Annotated in this window: 18 protein-coding genes; 6 read left to right on the top strand and 12 right to left on the bottom strand. The window is 66.3% G+C overall.

Annotated elements, in window-relative coordinates; genetic code table 11:
- Positions 1-74: 74 nt before the first annotated feature.
- Positions 75-884 (bottom strand): thermonuclease family protein, encoded by an 810-nt coding sequence (locus tag JQ639_RS23760; protein ID WP_249123295.1) that lies wholly within the window; start codon positions 882-884, stop codon positions 75-77.
- 339 nt (positions 885-1223) lie between these two features.
- Between JQ639_RS23760 and JQ639_RS23765 the strand changes: the two genes are divergently transcribed.
- The 4 genes from JQ639_RS23765 (at position 1224) to JQ639_RS23780 (ending at position 6330) form a co-directional block, all read left to right on the top strand.
- Positions 1224-2444: an ABC transporter substrate-binding protein gene (locus JQ639_RS23765; protein WP_211967648.1), complete on the top strand. Its 1221-nt coding sequence runs from the start codon at positions 1224-1226 to the stop codon at positions 2442-2444.
- Positions 2445-2532: 88 nt separating this feature from the next.
- Complete coding sequence (locus tag JQ639_RS23770) at positions 2533-3321, top strand: enoyl-CoA hydratase (protein ID WP_211967646.1); 789 nt, start codon at positions 2533-2535, stop codon at positions 3319-3321.
- A gap of 3 nt (positions 3322-3324) precedes the next feature.
- Entirely contained in the window at positions 3325-4110 is a 786-nt protein-coding gene (locus JQ639_RS23775) for a VOC family protein (RefSeq protein WP_211967644.1), read from the top strand.
- Between the two features lie 66 nt (positions 4111-4176).
- Positions 4177-6330 (top strand): acetate--CoA ligase family protein, encoded by a 2154-nt coding sequence (locus tag JQ639_RS23780; protein WP_211967642.1) that lies wholly within the window; start codon positions 4177-4179, stop codon positions 6328-6330.
- Between the two features lie 16 nt (positions 6331-6346).
- Here JQ639_RS23780 and JQ639_RS23785 read toward each other — a convergent pair whose 3' ends face one another.
- The 3 genes from JQ639_RS23785 to JQ639_RS23795 are packed head-to-tail and all read right to left on the bottom strand — an operon-like array spanning position 6347 to position 9462.
- The gene (locus JQ639_RS23785; protein WP_211967640.1) at positions 6347-7168 is read right to left on the bottom strand and encodes an enoyl-CoA hydratase/isomerase family protein; all 822 of its coding nucleotides are present in this window, start codon (positions 7166-7168) and stop codon (positions 6347-6349) included.
- 28 nt (positions 7169-7196) lie between these two features.
- Entirely contained in the window at positions 7197-8357 is a 1161-nt protein-coding gene (locus tag JQ639_RS23790; RefSeq protein WP_211967638.1) for an acyl-CoA dehydrogenase family protein, read from the bottom strand.
- 52 nt (positions 8358-8409) lie between these two features.
- On the bottom strand, positions 8410-9462 hold the full coding sequence (locus JQ639_RS23795) for an acyl-CoA dehydrogenase family protein (protein ID WP_211967636.1): 1053 nt from the start codon (positions 9460-9462) through the stop codon (positions 8410-8412).
- A gap of 264 nt (positions 9463-9726) precedes the next feature.
- Here JQ639_RS23795 and JQ639_RS23800 point away from each other — a divergent pair, with 264 nt between their 5' ends.
- Entirely contained in the window at positions 9727-10509 is a 783-nt protein-coding gene (locus tag JQ639_RS23800) for an SDR family NAD(P)-dependent oxidoreductase (RefSeq protein ID WP_211967634.1), read from the top strand.
- A gap of 48 nt (positions 10510-10557) precedes the next feature.
- Here JQ639_RS23800 and JQ639_RS23805 read toward each other — a convergent pair whose 3' ends face one another.
- The gene (locus JQ639_RS23805) at positions 10558-10839 is read right to left on the bottom strand and encodes a GlsB/YeaQ/YmgE family stress response membrane protein (protein ID WP_211967632.1); all 282 of its coding nucleotides are present in this window, start codon (positions 10837-10839) and stop codon (positions 10558-10560) included.
- A gap of 100 nt (positions 10840-10939) precedes the next feature.
- Complete coding sequence (locus tag JQ639_RS23810) at positions 10940-11578, bottom strand: YidB family protein (RefSeq protein WP_211967631.1); 639 nt, start codon at positions 11576-11578, stop codon at positions 10940-10942.
- A gap of 208 nt (positions 11579-11786) precedes the next feature.
- Between JQ639_RS23810 and JQ639_RS23815 the strand changes: the two genes are divergently transcribed.
- On the top strand, positions 11787-12794 hold the full coding sequence (locus tag JQ639_RS23815; RefSeq protein WP_211967630.1) for a 2-dehydropantoate 2-reductase: 1008 nt from the start codon (positions 11787-11789) through the stop codon (positions 12792-12794).
- Positions 12795-12804: 10 nt separating this feature from the next.
- On the opposite strand, the gene JQ639_RS23820 is transcribed toward JQ639_RS23815, so the two are convergent.
- The 6 genes from JQ639_RS23820 to JQ639_RS23845 form a co-directional block, all read right to left on the bottom strand.
- On the bottom strand, positions 12805-13149 hold the full coding sequence (locus tag JQ639_RS23820) for a GrlR family regulatory protein (protein WP_211967959.1): 345 nt from the start codon (positions 13147-13149) through the stop codon (positions 12805-12807).
- Positions 13150-13324: 175 nt separating this feature from the next.
- Positions 13325-14899 (bottom strand): GNAT family N-acetyltransferase, encoded by a 1575-nt coding sequence (locus tag JQ639_RS23825; protein WP_211967629.1) that lies wholly within the window; start codon positions 14897-14899, stop codon positions 13325-13327.
- Between the two features lie 20 nt (positions 14900-14919).
- Positions 14920-16302 carry an HlyD family type I secretion periplasmic adaptor subunit gene (locus tag JQ639_RS23830; protein WP_211967628.1) on the bottom strand — a complete coding sequence of 461 codons (1383 nt, stop codon included), beginning with the start codon at positions 16300-16302 and terminating at the stop codon, positions 14920-14922.
- Positions 16303-16328: 26 nt separating this feature from the next.
- Entirely contained in the window at positions 16329-18299 is a 1971-nt protein-coding gene (locus tag JQ639_RS23835) for a type I secretion system permease/ATPase (protein WP_371745144.1), read from the bottom strand.
- 220 nt (positions 18300-18519) lie between these two features.
- Positions 18520-20451, bottom strand: coding sequence for an autotransporter outer membrane beta-barrel domain-containing protein (locus tag JQ639_RS23840; protein ID WP_211967627.1), 1932 nt, complete (start codon positions 20449-20451; stop codon positions 18520-18522).
- Positions 20452-20591: 140 nt separating this feature from the next.
- Entirely contained in the window at positions 20592-21434 is an 843-nt protein-coding gene (locus JQ639_RS23845; protein WP_211967626.1) for a hypothetical protein, read from the bottom strand.
- Between the last annotated feature and the right edge of the window lie 243 nt (positions 21435-21677).

Below are 21677 nucleotides of genomic sequence, written 5' to 3' on the forward strand. Positions count from 1 at the left end.
TTCCCAGCGCCGTCACTTCCGTCCCATCCGCCCCAAAGTCTCAAATCAAACGATCGCGTACCCGCAACCACCACTCATTCGCCGGCCAGCTCGACCTGTCCGGGCTGCAGCACGTCGATCCGCGGCCCCCCGCGCAACTCGACCCAGCCCCGGACACGAACGCGCCGATTTTCCAGTGATTTTGGCGCCAGGCCCGAGGCCTCGAGCGCCGCAATCATGCGCCTTGAAATAGTGGCGGCAAAGCTTTCTGTCCACCGACGGCCAAAATTGACATAAATTGTCGCCCCGGCCTGTCGAACTGACAAAACCTTGCCTTCGATCACGACAAACTGCCCCACCAAGGTCGAAATATCGCCCGGCCTTTCAGCGTTTTTTATGGCGGAATCGCTGTTCCAGGTGCCGCGCCGCGCCTTGCGCGCCTCCGCCTCTGCTGCGGCCAGTTCCGTGGCGCAGGGGCGGTCCGCGACAAGGCCGGAGAACAGTGCGAGCCCCTGGCGCAGAAGATCGGCCTGAACGGACGTTGCGGCACCGTCGGCTTCCACGATCGCCGATTGTCGCCCGTAGCGGTCGGGCGTGTCGTCCGGCCCCAGCAGGCTTACGCTGCGCCCCATCACCCGTGCGGCCAGGGCGGAGCCGTCCTGGCCCGGGGGGATTTCGATCCCAGCAAGGCGGATCTCGCGGCCATCGTCGAGGCGAAGGGTGCGCCCGTCGACAACCGCGTCGACACGGCCATCGCCTTGCGGCTCGTAGCTGCAGGCGACGTTCGCCGCCGGTGCGGCGAAGCTCGCGACGGCAGACACGGCGATCAAGGTCATGGCCATAACGGCCATGGCGACAGCCATCGTGGCGATCGCGATCGGCGAGCGGCATGGCGCAAGGCGCATGCGAGAGTCCCTTTCCGCGGCAGCCGATGGTGGCGCGCAGGCGGCGACGCGTCCAGCGTCTTTCGGCCGTCATGTCGTCGCACGGCGCGGCGCTGCCGCGCGCCATGCGTTCGCGCTCACCGGATCGCGCGCCGCCGTCGCGACATTTCCACTTTGCGGAATTGTCGTTGGGCGGTGAAGGCACGGCGTTCGCCCCACACGTTCGCGCAAAGCGAGCGTCGCAAGATGCATTTACATTTTCAAACAAGTGTTCGGCTTGCCGCTGCGCCGACGTTGCGGCATGATCCCGACAACAAAAAGCGACGCTGTTCAGGATCGGCGTCGATCAAGGGGGAAACCATGTTGCGATCGTCTTTCGCCGTCGCCGCGTCCATCGCGTTGGCGTCGGTTGTCACGCTCTCTACCGTGCCGGCCGGCGCGCAGGACAAGCCGCCGCTGAAGCTCGGCGCCATTCTCGACATGTCCGGCCTCTATGCGGACATCACCGGCGTTGGCAGCGAGACCGCCGCGAAGATGGCGGCGGAGGATTTCGGCGGTCAGGTACTGGGGCGCAAGATCGAAATCATCGCAGCCGACCATCTCAACAAGGCGGACCTGTCCGCCAACATCGCCCGCGACATGCTCGACAACCAGGGCGTCGAGGCAATCGTCGATGTCGCGGCGTCAGCGACCGCGCTCGCCGCGGCCGAGATTGCCAAGGCGCGCAACAAGATCATCATGTTCAGCGGCCCGGGCTCGATCCGTCTCAGCAACGAGGCGTGCGGGCCGTACACGGTGCACTATGTGTTCGACACCTTCGCGCAGGCCAACGTCACCGGTCTTGCCGCGGTGAAGCAGGGGCTCGACACCTGGTTCTTCCTGAGTGCGGACTACGCTTTCGGCGCCGATCTCGAGAAAGACACGACCAACGTCGTGGTCAAGTCGGGCGGCAAGGTGCTCGGCAGCGTCAAGCACCCGCTCAACACCTCCGACTTCTCCTCGTTCCTGCTGCAGGCGCAGAGCTCGAAGGCCAAGGTGATCGGCCTTGCCAACGCCGGTGGCGACACCATCAACGCCATCAAGCAGGCGGCGGAGTTCGGCATCACCAGGGGCGGGCAGAAGGTGTCGCCGCTGCTGGCGTTCATCTCGGACATCGACAGCGTCGGTCTGCCCACGGCCCAGGGCCTGTTGCTGGCGGAGGCGTTCTACTGGGATCTCAACGACGACACCCGCGCCTTTTCCAAGCGCTTCATGGAGCGGGTCAAGCGCCCGCCGACCTCGGCGCAGGCCGGTGTCTACTCCTCGGTGCTGCACTATCTCAAGGCCGTGAAGGAAGCAGGAACGACCGATCCCGCCGCCGTGATGAAGATCATGAAGGCGACGCCGATCAATGACATGTTCGCCAAGAACGGCCGCATCCGCGAGGACGGCCGTATGGTCCACGACATGTACCTGTTCGAGGTCAAGTCGCCGTCCGAATCGAAGGGGCGCTGGGACGATTACAAGCTGCTCGCCACCGTGCCCGGCGACCAGGCGTTCCAGCCGCTGTCGGACTCGCGCTGTCCGCTGGTCAAGAAATAGCGCGACGCCGTTCGGGCGGCCGTTGTGGTCGCCCGAGCCGCCGTTTCCCGCATCCGCCGTTTCTTGCATCCATGGAAGGAGCATCCTGATGAGCGACATCGTCCTGCAGCAGCTCGAGCACGGTCTTCTGACCATCACGATGAACCGCCCCGAGCGGCGCAATGCGCTCAATGCCGAGATGAGCCGCGGTCTTGTCGAGGCCGCGCGCCGGGCCGCAGAGGATGCGGACGTGCGCGCCGTGCTGCTCAAGGGCGCGGGCGGAACGTTCTGTGTCGGCGGCGATGTCAAGGCGATGGCCAGCGCGACAGAGACGCCGTCGCTCGAAGCCAAGGTGACGCAATTGCGCCGTGGCATGGAGGTCTCGCGCCTGCTGCATATCATGGCAAAGCCGGTGGTCGCCCAGATCGATGGGGCCGCGGCCGGCGCGGGCCTGTCGATCGCGCTGGCCTGCGATCTGCGCGTGGCGTCGGCTTCGGCGAAGATCACCACGGCTTTCGCCAAGGTCGGCTATTCCGGGGACTATGGCGGCACCTATTTCCTCACCCAGTTGCTTGGCAGCGCAAAGGCGCGCGAACTCTACCTGCTGTCGCCGGTGCTCACCGCGCACGAGGCGCTGGCGCTGGGCATGGTCAATCGCGTGGTGTCTGATGCCGAGATCGATGCCGCGGCCCGTGATCTTGCGATGTCGCTGGCGCGGGGGCCGACCGTGACCTATGGCTACATCAAGAAGAACATCAACAATGCCGAGCATCAGTCGCTCGAGGCGTGCTTCGATGGCGAGGCACTGCACCATTCGCGGTGCTCCGACACGGCGGATCACAAGGAGGCGGCGAAGGCCTTCGTCGAGAAGCGCGCGGCGGTCTTCAGGGGGTATTGAGCCGTGGCATCGGATCTCCGGCTGCGGCAGATCTGTTTGGTCGCGCCGCAGCTCGAGGCCGTGGTCGAGGATCTTGCGGCGATTCTCGGGCTCGCCGTGTGCTATCGCGATCCCCATGTCGGCCATTATGGCCTCGCCAACGCGCTGATGCCGATCGACACCGTGCTGCTGGAAGTGGTGGCGCCGGTCACCGCGGGAACGGCAGCGGGACGCTTTCTGGACAAAACGCACGGTCGCGGTGGCTACATGGCGATCTTCTCCTGCGCCGATCCCGCGGCGCGCCGTGCCCATGCTGAACGTCTCGGCGTCCGGGTTGCCCATGTCATCGACCGGCCGCCCTATCTCGGGGTGCAACTGCATCCCCGTGACTGCCGCGCGGCCTTCATCGAGTTCAACCACACCAACGGCGGCGAAGATCCGCGCGGTCCCTATCCGCCTGCCGGACCGTACTGGCACACCTTCATCGACACCGCCACGACTCGCCGCCTCGTGCAGGTCGATTTCGCGAGCCCGCAGCCGGCGGATCTCGCCCGGCACTGGGGCGCCATTCTCGATCTGCCGGTCGGCGAAACCGGGGCTGGCGCGTCGATGATCGATGTGGCTCCGGCCCGCCTGTGTTTCCAGACCGGGCCGGTCGAATGCCTGAGCGGGCTGACGGTCGAGGTGGCGGACAGCGCCGCGATCGCACGCACGGCGCTGGCGCGGGGCCATGCGGTGGCCGGCCACAGCCTGGAGATTGGTGGCATCACGCTCAGCTGGCGTGCCGCCGCGGAAAGCGAAGCCTCATGATCGCGGCATGCGAGGGCAGCGTCAGGTGACGCCCGACGACAACGACAAGAACAAGGACTGAGACCGATGAGCCCGAATTCCTCCGCGACGCCCGCGCATCCGCTCGACAGCTTCTTCTCTCCAGGGAGCATCGCGATCATCGGCGCGTCACGCGATGCTACCAAAATCCCGGGCATGCTGCTCGCGTTCCTGCGGCGGAACGGTTATGCGGGCGGGATCTATCCGGTCAATCCTCGCTACGACGAGATCGACGGTCTGCCCTGCTTTCCGTCCATCGCTGCGATCGGCCATCGGGTCGATCTCGCGATCGTGGTCATCCCGGCACAACAGGTTCTTGCCGCGCTCGAGGAATGCGCCGCCGCGGGCGTGCGCAATGCCGTGGTGATTTCGTCCGGTTTCGCCGAGGGAGGTGGCGACAGCGCCGGTGTCCAGCGCGACATCGCCGATCTCGCCCGCCGGACCGGCATGCGCGTCTCCGGTCCAAATGCCGAAGGCTTTTACAACGAGATCCGGCGTGTCGCGGCGACCTTCAGCCCGACCGTCGACGTGCGGCCGGACATGCCGCGCCTGGTCGCGACACGGCGGCGGATCGGCATCGTCGCGCAGAGTGGCGGCATCGGCTTTGCGATCTACAACCGCGCCAAGGCCATGGGCGTCGCTGTCAGCTATGTCATGAGCACCGGCAACGAGGCCGACCTCGCCACTGGCGAGGTGATGGACTATCTGGTGCAGGATGCAGCGACCGACGTCATCCTGCTGTTCATCGAAGGGATTCGCGACGTAGCGGCGTTCGAGGCCGCGGCGCGGCGGGCAGCGGAGGTCGGCAAGCCGGTGATCGTCGCCAAGGTCGGGCGGACCAGCGCGGGCGAGCGCGCGGCGGCCTCGCACACCGCCAGCATGGCGGGCTGGAATGCCGCCTACGACGCGGTGTTCGCCAAGTACGGCCTGATCGCCGCACACGACATCGATGAAGCCGTGGCGATCGCCGCCGCCTTCGCCTCCAATCCCTGGCCGCGGGGTGACCGCGTTGCCGTCGTGACGGTGTCGGGGGGCGCGGGCGCCTGGGTCGCCGACACCCTCGCCGGCGAGGGGTTGTCGATTCCGGAGTTGTCGCCGCTTCTCCAGTCTGAAATCCAGGCGTCGATTCCGTCCTATGGCTCGCCGCGCAATCCCGTCGATATCACCGCGCAGGCCGTGCATAGCGGTGGGCTGCAGCGGATCGTCGAGCGGCTGACGCACTGCGACGAGATCGACCTCATCGTGGTGGTGCTGTCGCTGTCGAGCGAGACGCGGATGCCGCTCAAGGTGTCCGAAATCAAGCCGGTGGTGGATGCGGCGCGCAAGCCGATCCTGATCCACAGCTACACCCTGCCGTCGCAGTTCGCGCGCGACGGTCTTGGCGAGGCGGGCATCGTGGTCTTTTCCGGCCTTGCAGCGCTCGGCCGCGCTGCAGGCGCCATGGTTCGGCGGGCGGCCTTCGTGCCGGTGCTGACGCCGCCGGTGCGGGCTGCGGGAGAGATCGCCGCGGCCAGCCTGCTGGAAGGCCTGTCCGGCAGCCTGTCGGAGTACGAGAGCAAGCAGCTGTTGCGCGACTGCGGCATCGCGATGCCGCGGGAGGTGCTGGTGCGAAACCGCAGCGAGCTGCCGGATGCGCTGGCGCAAATCGGATTTCCGCTGGTGATGAAGATCCAGTCGCGCAGCATTGCCCACAAGAGCGAGGTTGGCGGTGTCAAGGTCGATATCCGCGATGTCGCTGCGGCGGAGCGGGCCTACGATGAACTGCTGGAGAGCGCCCGGCGCCACTGTCCGGATGCTCATCTGCTCGGCGTGCTGGTCGGTCCGATGGCGCAGCCAGGAGTCGAGATGATCGTCGGCACGGTGCGCGATGCGACCTTCGGGCCGATGATCATGGTCGGCCTTGGCGGCATTGCCACCGAGCTGTTCCGCGATGTTGTCTATCGGCCCGCGCCGGTCAGCCCGCGCGAGGCGGAGGTCATGATCGGCGAGCTGAAGTCGGTGCGCCTTCTCCACGGCTTTCGCGGCGCCGCGCCGGCAGATATCGGGGCGCTGGCGCACCTGATCGCTCAGGTGTCGCAGCTCGCGGCCTCGTTGCGGCAAGTGGTGGCGGAGATCGAGATCAATCCGGTCGTCGTTCATCGTGATGGCGAGGGCGTTGCGGTGCTCGACGCCCTGATGGTGGCGGCGCTGCCGGCCTCCTGAGCCGGCAGGCGCGGGATCAGCGCCCCCTGAAGTTCGGCACGCGACGTTCTTCCGTGGCCTTCACACCCTCGCGGAAGTCTTCGGTGGCACGCAGCCGGGTCTGCTCGGCGAGTTCGTGCTCGGTCGCCGTTCTGACGCGGTCGGCGAGGCCGCGGCGCACGGTCGCGCGGGTGGAGACGACGCCGAGCGGCGAGCATTCGGCGATCTCGCTGGCCAGCTTGATCGCTTCCGCGCGCACCTGGTCCTGCGGCACCAGCACGCTGGCCAGCCCCATCCTCAGCGCTTCCTCGCCGGTGACGCGACGGCTGGTGTAGAACATCAGCTCGGCGTTGGTGCGGCCGATCGCTTCCGGCAGCGTGACCGTCAGGCCGAAGCCCGGATGGAAGCCGAGCTTGGTGAAATTGGCGGAGAAGCGCGCCTCCGGGCAGGTGACGCGAAAGTCCGCAGCCATCGCAAGGCCGAGGCCGCCGCCGATCGCGGCGCCGTGCACGGCGGCGATGATCGGTTTCCTGGCCCGAAAGATCCGCACCGCCTCGAGATAGAGATGGCTGATCTCGCCGAGATTGGTGGCGGGGTCGCGGCCCTGGCCGGTGTCCACGGCCGGCGCCGTCTCCTGGCGCGCCGGATCGCCGAAATTGGCGCCGGCGCAGAAGGCCTTGCCCTGCGCCGCCAGCACCACGGCACGGGTCGCCGGGTCGTCGTCGATGCGGTCGAGGGCGTCGGCGATCTGCCGGATCAGCTGGATGTCGAAGAAATTCAGCGGGGGCCGGCGGATCTCGATGGTGGTGACGAAGCCGGTCTGTTCCAGGGCGATGTCGAGGCCCGTGGTGCTGCTCATGCGTGTTCTCCGATCGATGGTCGTGGTGTCAGCGCAGGCCGAGCCCGCGCGCGATGATGCCGCGCAGCACTTCGGTGGTGCCGCCCTGGATGGTCAGCTTGGGGGCGAGCTTGATGGCGAAATCGAGCTGCCGGCTGAGGGTCTCGTGGTTGGAGGCGTCGGGCTCGACGAACGCGGCGAGCGTCCGCACGCGCTGTGGCAGCTGCTGCTCCCAGACGGTGCCGATGTCCTTGACGATGGAGGCCTCGACCACCGGCTCCTTGCCGGCCTGCAGCATGCCGGCGACCGACACCGACATCCGCCGCATGGTGTGGAGCTGCGCCACCAGCCGTCCGATGCCCTCGGTGCCGCGCACGTCGGGCGTCGGTCCCAGCGCCCGGACCAGTTCGGTGAGCACGTAGTGGGTTTCAAGGAAGCGCTCCGGGCCGCTGCGCTCGTAGGCGAGCTCGCTGGTCGCCTGCTTCCAGGCGCCGTCGATCTCGCCGAGGGCGTGGTCCTCGGGCAGCACGACATCCTCGAACACCACCTCGTTGAACTCGTGGCGGCCGGTGATCTGCCCGATCGGGTTGACGGTGATGCCGGGCGCCTTCATGTCGATCAGGAACTGAGTGAGGCCGTGGCGACGGTTTTCCTTGGTCGGCGGCGACGTGCGGAAGATGCCGAGCATGTAGTCGGCGATATGGGCCGACGTCGTCCAGATCTTGGTGCCGTTGAGGCGCCAGCCGCTGTCGGTGCGCGTCGCCCTGGCTTTGGCCGCGAACAGGTCGGAGCCGGAGTTCGGCTCGCTCATGCCGATCGCGAAGCACACCTCGCCGCGGCAGATCCGCGGCAGGATGTCGGCCTTGAGGCGTTCGGAGGCGTATTTCAGCAGCACCGGGCCGCTCTGGCGGTCGGCGACGAAGAAACGGCGCGTCGGCGCATTGGCGACGCGCATCTCCTCGGTCACGACATAGCGTTCGAGAAAGCTGCGCTCATGGCCGCCATATTTCTTCGGCCAGGTCATGCCGATCCAGCCACGGGCGCCGACCCGCTCGCTGAAACCGGGAACGTCGACGTCTTCGGTCTGGGGCCGGTGCGGATCGAAGGCGCCGGCGGCGATCTCCTGGGCGAGGAAAGCGCGCACATCCCGGCGCAGCTTCTCGCACTCCGGCGGCAGGCGAATGGGATCGAAACGCAGTGCAGCGGTCATGACGCGCGCTCCCGGGACGCAAAGATCGGAAGATGTGGGGCGAGGGACCGGCTCATCGCGCGGCCACCAGCGGCCAGAGGTCGTCGGCGCCGAGCGCGGCGACACGCTGGCCGAGCGTCACGGCCCAATGGCTCTCGTGGCCGAAGTCATCGCGCCAGCCGAGCGCACGCAGCGTGAAGCGATGCAGGATGTGTTCGCTGGTGAAGCCGATGGCGCCGTGCACCTGGTGGGCGATGGCGCTCGCCGCTTCGGCGGCTTCGCCGCAGCGGATCTTGGCGGCCGCGGCCTCCAGCAGCAGCGCATCGCCGCTTGCACCGTGGGCGAACGCATCCGCGGCCGAGCTTGCCGCGGTCACGGCCGCAGCGACCTCGCCGGCGAGCCGGGCGAGGTTGTGCTGCACGGCCTGGAACTTGGAGATCGGGCGCTCGAATGCGACGCGCTCATTGGCATAGCGCACGGTGATCTCGAGCGCGGTTTCGAGAGCACCGGCCATTTGCAGGCTGCGGACGATCGCGCCCATCTGCAGCAGGCGCGCCGTATCGCAGCCCTGCGGCGCGGCGGCGCGGGCGACCGCGACGGCTCCATCGAAGACGACCGTGCTGGATGGCTCGCCGGCGAGATTTTCGCCTTCGGTCACGCGGCAGGCGGATGTCGCGACAAGCGCGATCGCCGGACCGTCGGCCAACACCGCGATATGCCCGGAATCTCGTGCGAACGGCACCCGACGGGCGCGGCCGCTGAGCGTGCCGTCGCGTGCGATGGCGATCCGGTCGCCTGGCGTCGCCGGCGCGACCGTCATGGCACCGGATGGCGATGCGAGCCCAGCCTGCGCGAGCAGCCAGCCGGCAATGAGCGTTTCCGCAAGCGGCACGGCGAGCGCGGCGCGGCCGGCGGCCTGGATCACGCCAAATCCGTCGGCGAGATCGGCACCCGATCCGCCGCAGTTCTCCGGCACCCACGCGAGGGTGAGACCGGCGTCGCTCAGGGCCTGCCACAGCGGCTGCGTCCAGCGCGCATCGCGCGCCTGGATGATGCTCTGCGCATCAGCGAGATCGTTGAAGATGCGTGTCGCCGTATCGACGACGATGTTCTCTGGCTCCGGCACGAATCCTCCGACAGGAGACGTTCATCCGTCCCGTCGGGACGTCGTCTCCATTGTGTTGCCGGCATGATGCGGAAAAGCCCGGGAGCTGACAAGCACGGCGGATCGCAACGCCACCTGCACTGCGGACATGAGCGAATTCCGCGTGCGGGGCATATTCCGCCGAGCGGTTTGGCAAGGGGGCTGTTCCTGCCGCTGTCCGGACGCTAGCCTGGTGTGATCATCACAAGGCGCGTGCGAAGCGCGGGATTTTCGGGAGTTGGGTGAATGTCGACAGACGGATTGCGGGCGATCGTGACGGGCTCGGCATCGGGCCTCGGTGCGGCCTCGGCGCTGAAGCTGGCGCAGACCGGCGCGCGTCTCGTGATCAACTATGCATCGAGCCGCAGCGAGGCGGAGCAGACCGCGGAGGCGTGTCGCGCCGCGGGCGCCGAAGTGGTCGTGGTGCAGGGCGACGTGTCGCGCGACGAGGATTGTGTGCGGATCGCGCAGGCGGCGGCGCCGTGGGGCGGTCTCGATGTGCTGATCAACAATGCGGGCACCACCAAGCATGTCGAACATGCGCTGCTCGATCAGCTGTCGGCGGACGACTTCCAGCGCATCTACGGCGTCAACACCATCGGGCCATTCCAGATGGTGCGGGCCGCGCGGGGGCTGCTGGAAGCCGCAGCGCATGAACGCCAGCGCGCGTCGGCGGTGGTGAACGTGTCGTCGATCGCGGGGCTCACCGGCATCGGTTCGTCGCTGGCCTATGTCGCGAGCAAGGGTGCGCTGAATGCCATGACCCTGTCGCTGGCGCGGGCACTCGCGCCGCTGATCCGCGTCAACGCGGTGTGTCCGGGCTATATCGATACGCCGTGGTTCGAGAAGGGGCGCGGCGCGGAGGGTGCCCAGCGCGTGCGCGACATGGTCAAGCAGAAGGTTCCGCTGCGTGTCGCGTCCAGCCCGCAGGATATCGCCGAACTGGTGTGTTTCCTGGCGGGACCTCAGTCCGGGCATATGACCGGCGAACTGGTGCGCATGGACGCCGGCATGCATCTGGCCACATGACACCAGTCGTGCCGACGCGCCCTGAGGGGCGCGTCGGGCTCGATCGGGTCAGCGCGAACCGGTGCGGTCGGGGATCACGCCCGCGGCGACCAGCCGGTTCCAGATGAACAGCACGACAATGGCGCCGATGGTTGCGGTGATGAAGCCGGCGCCCTGATCGGGGCCATAGTGGCCGATCCACTGGCCGACGGCGGTGGCGAGAAACGCGCCGACGATGCCGAGCACGGTGGTGAGAATGAAGCCCGACGGATTGTTGGGGCCGGGCGACAGCAGCCGCGCGATAATCCCGGCGACGAAGCCGACAATGACGATCCAGATAATGCCGCCCATGGTGATGCCTCTCCTGTCGAGGAAGTCGGGTGCGAAATGGTCTCGGGGAATACGGTAGCCGACCGGCGCTGGCGCAGTTCCTGCGCCGGTCGGCAAGTTGTTACCAGTGCGACGCCTCGTCCGACGTCGGCAGCCGGCCGTTCGGCGTGAGCTGATTGATGACTTCGGGCAGGTGCTGGCTGAGACCCTGAAGCAGGTCTTCGCGAGACAGGCCGGTCTGCGAGCTGAGCTCGCTGATCTGGTCGGCGCCGAGGGCGTTGGCAAGGTCGCCCGGCGAGATCGCCTTGTTGGGGCCTGCGCTCACCCACGAATTTGCGGTGTCGCCGTGGCCATTGTCCTGGAACTGCTTGAGCAGATCGCCGAGACCGCCGCTGAGAACTGTGCCGGCCGCGCCGCCGGCCAGCAGGCCACCGAGACCACCCTTCAACAGGTCGCCGAGACCGCCGCCACTGCCGCCAAGTGCACCGCCGAGCGCACTGCCAAGTCCGCCACCGAGTCCGCCACCGAGTCCGCCCGCGTTACCGCCGGGCAGGGAGGCCGGGGTCGGTGCGGGCGGTGCGCCGGCAGGTGCCGCTGTCGAATGGCCGCCACTGATCGACTTCACGGCCTTGTAGGCCAGAAGGCCGAGAATCGCCATGGTCAGCGGCGACATGCCGCCGCTGCTCTTGCCGGGATCACTGGGGCTGCTGGGGCCGCGAGGGCCATTCTGCATGCCGTTCAGAATGTCGAGTAAGCCCATGATGCTCTCCTGTGTCGGTCATCAGCCCTTGGACCGAAAGAGTAGTAAGCTCGCGTGAAGGTGACAAGACGGGCCGGCGGGGGGATATTTTGCGGCGAATCGGCCGTTGTTTGGCTGGCGTTCAGGTTGGTTCCGAAGCCGTGGCGCCTCCGCCGATCAATGCGGCCGGCGCGGCTGGCGGTCCGGGCGGCAAGGGGAGTTGGGCAGGATGGCGGCTGCAGACGGGATCGTGATCGCCGGCGCGGGCAGCATCGGCTGCTATGTCGGTGGCATGCTGGCGGCGTCTGGGCTCCGGGTCGGACTGCTCGCCCGGCCGCGTCTTGTCGACGAGATCGCGGCGCAGGGGCTCTGGCTGACGAGCTTCGACGGCGGCGACCGGCGGGTCGCCGCGCGCGAGATCAAGGTGTCGGACGATGCCGCGATCCTGCGTGAGGCGGCCATCATTCTGGTGTGCGTCAAGAGTGCGGACACCGCCGGCATGGCGATCACTGTTGCCGCTCATGCGCGGCCGGATGCCGTGGTCGTCAGTCTCCAGAATGGCATCGCCAATACGCCGGTGCTGGCGCAGCGCCTCAAACAGCCCGTGCTCGCGGGCATGGTGCCGTTCAACGTGGTGGCGATGGGCGGGGGGCATTTTCACCGCTCGACGTCCGGCGACATTGTCATCGCGGCGGATGCGGCCGGCACCGCGGCGCGGCTGTCGACGGTGGGCCTGCCGTTTCGCTCCCGTGCAGACATCGTCGGCGTGCAGTGGGGCAAGCTGCTGGTCAATCTCAACAACGCGCTCAATGCGCTGTCCAACCTGCCGTTGCGGGACCAGCTGTCGCAGCGCCCCTGGCGCATGCTGCTGGCCGATCAGATCGCCGAGGCGCTGGTGGTCCTGAAGGCCGCGGGCATTACGGCGGTGTCGACCACGCCGCTGCCGCCGTCATGGACGCCGCCGATACTGCGGCTGCCAGACCGCCTGTTCCGCACCATCGCCGGCGCCATGATCCGGATCGATCCGCAGGCGAGGTCGTCGATGTGGGAGGATCTGCAGCGCGACCGCAAGACCGAGATCGACTATCTGCAAGGCGAGATCATCGCCCTGGCGGAGCATCACGATCTGCCGGTGCCGCTGTCGCGCCGGATCGTGGCGCTGATCCGCGAGGCCGAAGCGCGCCACGAGGGATCGCCCGCCCTGTTGCCCGAGATGATCCGTCAGGGCGAAGTCTGACGCCGCGCGCTCAGTCGAGATCGGCGACGCGGCGCAGCGTCGCCGTGAGGCGGATGCTCTGCTTGCCGAACAGCGCGGTGCCGCCGATGGTCGATTCCGTGTCGCCGATCTTGCCGGAAAAGCCGATGCTCACGGGACGGCCGCCGAACAGCGGCGCGACGTCGTGCGGCTGGGTGTGCTGGTCGACCAGCAGCTCTCCCTTCAGCACCGTGCCGTCGCACGTGTAGCTGCCAGTATAGTACAGGAACGCATCGCCGCCGAGCAACGTGCCGTCGCGCAAAACAAGGACACCGCTGCCTTTGCCGAAATGTCCGTCAAGCGTCTTGACGTGTAGCGAATAGAGACCGTTCTTCATGATCTCGGGCACCCATCCGCTTCAAGTCTTAAGGCAGCTTGGCGGTCCGGCGCAACGGGCGAGCGGTCGTGACATCACGTTCTCGCGTCGTTTTGTTGAGAACGGCAACTGTCGGAGTGCATCGACGTGGCCATGCGCGCTCTGCGCGCATGAGGAGGACATGACGGGGCGCAGATCAGACCGAAAGAAGAGGCGTCGGTGATGCGCTGCCCGGCGATCGCGGTGGCGCGGGAAGATCGGCTGGCCATTGAATACCGTGGTCCGTGACAGGTGCTCGCGCCTCGGCTTCCAGCACATGGTGCGCTTCGTCGACGCGCCCGGCCCTGAACAGCGCACGACCGAGCCGGCCGGCGATGTCCGGGACAGCTGGCTGCAGACGCGCGACCTCGCGATAGGCATCCGCCGCTTCAGCGAACTGCTCGAGCGCTTCGCAGGCCTCGGCGAGCCCGAGCCACGGCTTGTAAACGTCCGGGCGCACTTCGGCGAGGCGTGCAAAGATGCGTTTGGCGGCGGGATGATGGCCGCGGGCGGCGAGCAACTGGCCGTAGCGATGCAGCGCATTGTCGTCGCGTGGCGCGACGTCGAGAATCTGGCGGTAGCCGGTCTCCGCTTCGGCGAGCCTGCCGGCCTGATGCCGTTCGGTCGCGAGCTTGAGTGCATCCGCGAGCGCCCGCGGATCGAGCTTGCCGCCGAGATTGCGATGGTCGCGGGTCGAAACGACATGGCAGTGGAGCCGCTCTTCCCGGACGCCGAACGAATATTTGTAGCGCTCGTTGCCGCGCAGGAAGTCGTAGCAGCGGTAGCCGTTGGCAATGGCGTAGCGAATGCTGTGGCCATGCAGGATGAGGCCGGGCGGGGGACCCTCGAACGTCTCGTCCCGGCCGGTGATGTAAAAGAGGAACGTCTTCTTGCGGGGGTCGACGAGGGTGGCGAGCGCGGCCAGCGGACGGTCGCCGTGCCACAGCACCGGCAGATGCACGAGGCCGCGCTGGAAGCTGCGCGCGAGCATCAGAAAATTGGATTGGACGAGGGTGTCGACAAGATGGCCCTTGCGGGGGCGCCATTTGATCTCCCAGAATTTCAGCAGCATGCGCAGGTCGGCCTGGATCGTGTCGGTTGTCGCATGGGTGATGCGGTACGGGCCACCGGCGTCGGCGAGCTTGAGGAAGCGGCGGATTTTCTGGCGGGTGTTGGCGCTGAGCGTGTCGAGATACATGTCCCAGTCCGGCGGCAGCGACGCATAGGGGCAGATCGTATTGTCGATCTGATCCTGCTTGTTGATGCGATCGAGCGCGGTCGCGGCGAATGACGCCGACGAGAAATGCGCCATCAACTGGCGGACGCGCAGCGCCGAGCCGCGGAAGTTGTCGATGTTGAAGGTCGCCCAGCGCATCTGCTTGATATGGCGCGCGAAGGCGGCAATGGCGCGGGCCTCCACGTCCGGGCGTGCGATCAGCCCTGTGTAGTCCGCAGCATAGCTTCCACCCATCTTCAGCTCGTTGGTCAAGTGGCCTGTCCTGTCGGCCTTGACCTCGATACGCAACGGGAAGAATGCCACGTAGGGGGCCGTGCTGGTGCGATCGTCGCGTGCAGCCAGCACCAGCCAAGGACTTGCAAGATGCGGCAGCCATCCGGCGAGCCAGTCCCACGACAGGAACAGTTGGGCATCCGGATCGGTGTCGTACACCGCATTCCAGTCCTCCTTGAGCCGGAAGAAGGCGTCTACCGTGTCAATGACGTCGATACGCAATGGATCTTCTCCTCGTGGCGTCAGCGCTCCCTGAAGGCGCGGGCGATGCTGTCGTGGATCGGCTTGGTGATGTACTGGAAGAACGTGCGCTCGGCGGTCTTGATGTAGACCTCTGCGGGCATCCCCGGGGTCGGGCTGAAGCCGGAGATCGCCGAGGCCTCGGTCTTGTTCAGACGGACGCGCACGAGATAGATATCGGTCGGCCCCACCTGCATGGATTTGCGTTCGTCGGCCAGCGTGTCGGCCGAGAGATAGACGACATCGCCGGAGATCATCGGCGTGACGCGCTGGCTGAGCGCCGTCAGGCGCACCATGGCGTGCTGGCCATGCTTGACGCTGTCGATGTCCTGGGGGCGCACGCGTGCCTCGATCACCAGTTCCTCCTGCAGCGGCAGCAACTCCATGATCGGCTTCCCCGGCTCGACCACGCCACCCTGGGTGTGGTAGCGCAGCTTCACCACAACGCCCTTGACCGGCGCGGTAATGGTGGTGCGCCCGAGGACGCCGCGTGCCGTCAGCATGCGTTCGTTGACGTCGGCGAGTTCGCCGCGCACCTCGTGCAGTTGCTCGACCGCGGTTTTGATCGCCGTCTTGCGGACGCCGTTGATCTGTTCCTGCGATCTGGCGATGCGTTCCTTGGCGTCGCCGATGTCGCCCATGATGCGGCCGACCTCGCCTTCGAGATTGGCCTGGGTCCGCTGCAGCAACAGCACCTCGGGCTTGCGGACGAGGCCGCTTCTCAGCAGGTATTCCTTCTCGCCGACCTCCTCCTCGACGAACTTGATCTGGCGCTGCACGCCGTCGAGCTGGATTCGCGAGCCGGCGATGCGCTCGTTCAGGGCCTTGATGCCCTCATCGATGCTGGCGATGTCGCTCTTGAGGTTGTTGCGTCGGGCGGTGAAGGTGAGGACTTGGGTGCCGATGATGGCCTTCACCTCGGGATCCTCGGCGGCGATGGTCAGCTCCATCGGAAACCGGATCGCCTCGTCCTCGCGGACTTCGGCCTGCAGGCGGACGTCCATGGCGGTCAGGCGTGTGCTGCGCAGGAACAGGCGGCGCAGTTCGGCCTGGGCCGTCGTCGGATCGAGCTCGAGCAGGGTCTGGCCGGGCTCGACGATGTCGCCCTCATGCACCATGATCTCCTTGATCACGCCGCCTTCGAGATGCTGGATCGTCTTGTTCTGGCCGGTGGCCACGAACACGCCGGACGCGACGACCGCGCCTGCGATCGGTGCGGTGTTGCCCCACACGCCGAAGCCCATCACGGTCGCGGCCATGATGACGATGCCGCCGATGGTCGGCAGCCGGGTGGAGCGCGGCAGCGAGGCGTGCCAGGGCGGCAGATCGGTGGTCGCCGGCGGCTGGGGGGGGCGCGTCCTGCGAAAGGTGATCGGAAGCTTCATGGCGGAATACCTCGCTTGCGGTCCGGTCAGCTGTCGATGATCGGCGGTCCATCGGACGGTCCGCCCGCTGGCTTGCGGCCGCCGAGCAGCGGGATCATCTCGTCGCGATCGCCGAAAGCCTGCACAGCGCCGTTCTGCAGGATCATGATCTTGTCGACGCTGCGCAGCAGGGCCGGGCGCTGCGTCACGGTCACCACCGTCATCCGCTTCTGTTTGGCGCGGATCAGCGCGCGGGCCAGCGCCTGCTCGCCGCTGGCATCGAGATTGGCGTTGGGCTCGTCGAGCACCAGCAGTTTCGGATTGCCGTAAAACGCGCGCGCGAGGCCGATGCGCTGGCGCTGTCCGCCGGATAGCGGACTGCCGTCCATGCCGACGACGGTCTCATAGCCTTGCGAGAATTCCGAGATCATCTGATGAACGTCCGCGGTCTCCGCCGCGTCGAACACGTCTTCGTCGCGGGCGTCCTCGCGCATGCGGGCGATGTTGGCCTTGATCGAGGCGGGGAACAGCTGAACGTCCTGGGGCAGATAGCCGACGCTCTCGCCGAATTGCCGCGGGTCCCAGTTGCGCAGGTCCATCATGTCGAGCCGGACATTGCCCGCGGTCGGCATGATCGAGCCGACCAGCATGCGGGCGAGCATGGTCTTGCCGGTGCCCGATGGGCCGACGATGGCAAGGGATTCGCCCGGTTCGAGCTGGAAGCTGATGCCGTTGAGAATCACTTTTTTCGTCGGCGGCGGGACATAGAGAATGCGCTCGACGCAAAGGTGGCCCTCGGGACGGGGCAGCCGCAGCCGCTCGAGATTGAGCGGCGAGTTCTGCAACAGGGTGCGGATGCGGGCATAGGCCGAGCGGGCCTGGACCAGATGGCGCCAGCCTTCGATGGTGCCTTCGAGCGGCGCCAGCGCGCGGCTCGCGACGATGGAGGCGGCGATGATCATGCCACCGGTCAGCTGGTTGTCGAGCGCAAGCCACGCGCCCCAGCCGAGGATCGCGATCTGGGTGCAAAGCCGCAGGAATTTGGAGATGCCGGTCATCAGGATATTGAGATCCTGTCCGACGACCTGCGCCTTGAGAGATTCGACCGTATCCTGCCCCCAGACCTGGACGCCTTCGGGAATCATGCCCATGGCATTGATGACCTGCGCGTTCCGCGCCATGGCTTCGGCCTGCAGGTTGGCGCGGGTTCCGAATGCATTGGCGCGGATAAACGGCAGCGCAGTGATGCGCTGGTTGATCATCGCGACGATGAACAGCAGGATGCCGGATGCCAGCACGATGAGACCGAGTTGCGGGTGGATCAGGAAGACCACGGCGAGGTAGGCTGGCGCCACCGGCGTGTCGAAAATGGTCAACAGCACCGGTCCCGTGATGAACGAGCGCAGGTGCTGAAGATCGGCGAGGGTCTGGAATTCGCGGCTCGAGCCGTTCTGCGCGGCCTTCGCGGCCGCGCTCAGCACCGGGCCGCCGAGCTTGGCTTCGGTTTCGACGGCGATGCGCATCAGGATATAGCGCCGCATCATGTCCATGAGAACGTGTGCAGCGATTGCGAAGATGACGATGGATGTCAGCACGATCAGCGTGTCGACGCTGCGGCTGGTGAGCACGCGATCCGACATATTGAAGAGATAGATCGGGATCGACAGCACCAGGAGATTGACCGCAACCGAGAACACGCCGACGGTGATCAGGTTGCGGCGCGCGGCCTGCAGGCCGCTGCCGAGAACGTCGCGGAATTCGCTGTCGTTCGAACGGCGGTGCAACTGCGGCGGGCCGCCGCCGTTGCCCTTGCCGCCGCCGCCACCCCCGCTGTTGCCACCGATGGTGCCGCTGCCATGCGAGGTGTCTGCCGTCGGTGACGGAGCAGCCGACGTGCGGGGCGCGTCGGAGCTGCGCTCTGCGGTGGTCGTGGCCTGCGCGGGCGCCGCCTGCTGTGGGGATGACGGTGGTTGCCGCGATGGAGAGCCGATATCGAGGCGCCGTGGCACATCCGACACGGAAGGCGTCGCGGCCGGTTCGGAGGCCGGGATTGTCGAGGTCATTGCCTCGGGCCGCGGTGATCTCAATCCAAACTGTAGAACGTTGGTGGAAGGGTCCAGCCCGCCGCCGTGGCGCGGCACGGACGGGGGCGTCTCGTTCCCCTGCGCGCTCATGTGCAGATCTCCTCAGCCATTCGATCTTGCCCTCCCGATCCGCCCCATGCCGTGGAAGGCATCGTCAATGAGTCATGCTTGCCAGCGGATCTTCATGAATCGGAATGGTGGTTACCGGCTGCGCCGTCGTGGCGGGCGTGGTCGCTTCAGTCTCGCCAATGAAGGCGATCAGCTCCGGTACCAGTGTCTGGGGGGTGACCTGCGTCACGTGATCGCTGCTCAGGGAGACGAGATTCGCCTGGATCAGGATTGTGTCGCCGTAAACCTGCCCGGCGACGCTGGCCTTCGTCGGGCCGACATTGATGATCGCGGCGTCGTTGGCCAGCACGTCGTTGCCGGTCGAAACGGACTGGTTTTCCGCTCCCGTGTTGTAGAACGATAGCGGTCCCGACGACGCTGGATCCAGCAGTTGCAGGGCCACGTTGGCGTTCGAAATTACATTGGTCTGCCACAGCGCGTTGATGTCGTAGTAGTTGCCCGTGACGTACAGCACGCGGAACGTGCCGCCATCGCCGGAGATGAGGCTGCCCAGCGAGGGGTCGAGCTGGCTTGCGCCCGACTGCACGGTATTGACGATGCTCTGGAGCGACGCGCCGTAAGGCTCGAAATTGTTGCCGCCGTAATTTTCGATGGTGGCGCTGTTGGTGAGATGGTTGCCGCCGGTATCGACGGTCTGGGTCGAGTTGGCGCCGTCGCTTGCCATCTTGATGATGTCGTTGTTCAGCAGAATGTTGTTCTGGAAGATCACATTCATGCTGTTGTAACCGCCATTGACGATGATCAGGTCATAGTTGAAACCGCCATTGGTGATCTGGGCGAGGTTCTCCTGTTGATTGCCGCCCGCCCGGACCTCGTACTGGGTATCCGAGCTCTGCTGGATGGTGATGTTGTTGTTGGAGAGATAGTTGGTCTGAACCAGCGTATTGACGTTGTAGAAGTCGCCGTTGACGACGGTGACGTTCCAGTGCGGGCCGGCATAATAGCTCGGCAGTGACGCGTAGACGCCGTCGTGCTGGACAAAGTCCGCGATATTCGTTGCGATGTTGCCGCCGGTGGTGATCGACGTCGACAGTCCGCCGGCGAGAGTGATGTGGTCGTTGTTAATATAGGAATTGGTCTGGAAGATCGCGTCGGTGCTGTAATAGTTGCCGAGCACGATCATGGTGTGCGCTGAAGTGGCGAGATCGACGATGCTCGCGGCGTTGATGCTGGTGTTGCCACCGTCGAAAGCCCATTGTCCGAGCGTATGAGGCAATGTCGGCAGTGACGCCGGGGTCGGCAGCGGCGCCTCGTCGGGAGGAGGAAGTGACGGGTCCTGCGCGACGCCGTTCAGATAGTATCCCGCCTTGACGGCATGTGCGTCAGCGTGGCCGCCGCTCTGGCTCCAGGCCTGGTCATGGGCGGCGGCGAACGCGGCTGCGGCGGTCGTGTCCTGTGGCACGTTCCAGGCCGCGGGCAGCGCCTCGTCGACGCCGGCGATCATGGCGTCCAAGGCGTTGCCCATTTCGTGCGACAGCATTGCAACGAGTTCGGGGTTCGACGAGGACACGGACAGGGTGCCGTCGTTGTCCATGACGTTGACCTGGTGAATTTCGGCGAGTCCCTGATCGCCACCTGTCTGGTGGGTCACGGAAATCACGAAGCTCGAGCCACCGGCTATGCCTGCCGCAGAGGAGAGCAGCGGCTGATAGGGAAAGAGGTGCGGCAGCGGGGATGTCTCGGGGTCGGCATCCTCCGGGGCGTGAAAGTGCTTGATCGGGGCGCCATGATGGATCTCCGGGTCCTCAGGCAGGCCTTGCGGAGGGTGGACCGGCGCCGTCGAAAGCTCATCCTCGACCGGCGTGCCGTCGAAATAGGACAGCTTGATGGTGTAGTCGTCGGCGGCATTGCGCAGGGCGCCGTCGTCGAGCTGCGCCCTCTCGCGGGCGATGTCCGTGAACAGATGGATGTATCCGGAGAAGTGCCAGATCGCTTCGGTAATGCCGCCGGGCACCATGGCAACCTCCTGGGTCGGACGCACCTGCCGTGCCGCCCGTTCAGGTTATTCCCGGCGCACGTCCGGAGATGACATGCGCAACACGTCGAGAAAGGGGGTGACCTGCGCGGCGGAGGCCGCGCAGGTCCGATGTTGAGGGGTCAGCTTGCGTTGTGGCTGTCAGTGAAGTCGTGGCCCGCGTTGCTCACGGTGAGGCTGTTGAACTGGATGTTCGCCCCGAGCGTAATGGTCTGCACGAAGGCCTCCTGGGTCAGCGTCGCTGCCGCAGAAGCGGTAATGCCGGAGGCGTTGGCGCCCGCGACGTCGCCGGTGTGAGAGCTGTCGACCTTGGCTTCGCCGCCGGTGATCTTGGCGTCCATGTGGAAGCCGGAGCTCGGAATACAGGGATCACCGGAGCCGGTGTACGAGACGGACGGATCGGTCACGGTGCCGTTGTTGACCAGGTTGTTGATCTGGTCGATGTTGAACATGCCGCCGTCACCGTTGAGCGTCTGCGTCACGGATTGCGGCATCACCAGCGAGTCGCTGAAGTCGTGCATGCCGTGCAAGTCGTTGACGGGGGCGCTCAGGCCGCTCGCGCTGATGCCGATATCGATCTTGACGTCGACGCAGGTATTGACGGTGTTGTCGACCTTGTTGTCGACGGTGTTGTGAATGCCGTTGTCGAGCTTGTTGTCGACGCCGTTGCTGAGCTTGTTGTCGGCACTGTTGCTGTTCTTGTTGTCGTTGGCGTTCAGGTTGCCATTGAAGTTGCCGTTGCCGTTGAGATTGCCGTTCCCGTTGGCGTTGCCGTTCCAGTTATCGCTGCTGGACTGCAGCGACTGGGCGGCGGTCTGGGCTTCGGACTGACCCTGGCCCTGTCCCTGGCCTTGCCCCTGCAGATTGAGCTGGCCCTGTCCCTGGCCCTGCAACTGGCCCTGCAGATTGGCCTGCGCCTGATCCTGATTCTGGGTCGGATCGTACTTGTTCTTCGGCTTACCCATGATGGGCTCCTGTCGGTTGGAGCACCGTCAGCCGTCACAAGCACGCTGATCTTCTGCGTCTGCGGGCTTCTGCGGACAACGATGCGGCTGCTGCCGGGATTCCCGGCTGCGGGCGCCGTCCGGAATGGCCGGGCTCGCGGATGAAAGCCTCTCGCATACGGTGTGGCGCCGATAGCTGCCCGTGCGGACGTTGGCGTGTGGCAATCGGAGGAATGGCGATCCTTCCGATTGCGAGGTTTTGAT

Source organism: Bradyrhizobium sp. U87765 SZCCT0048 (assembly GCF_018131225.1).
Lineage (GTDB): Bacteria > Pseudomonadota > Alphaproteobacteria > Rhizobiales > Xanthobacteraceae > Bradyrhizobium_A.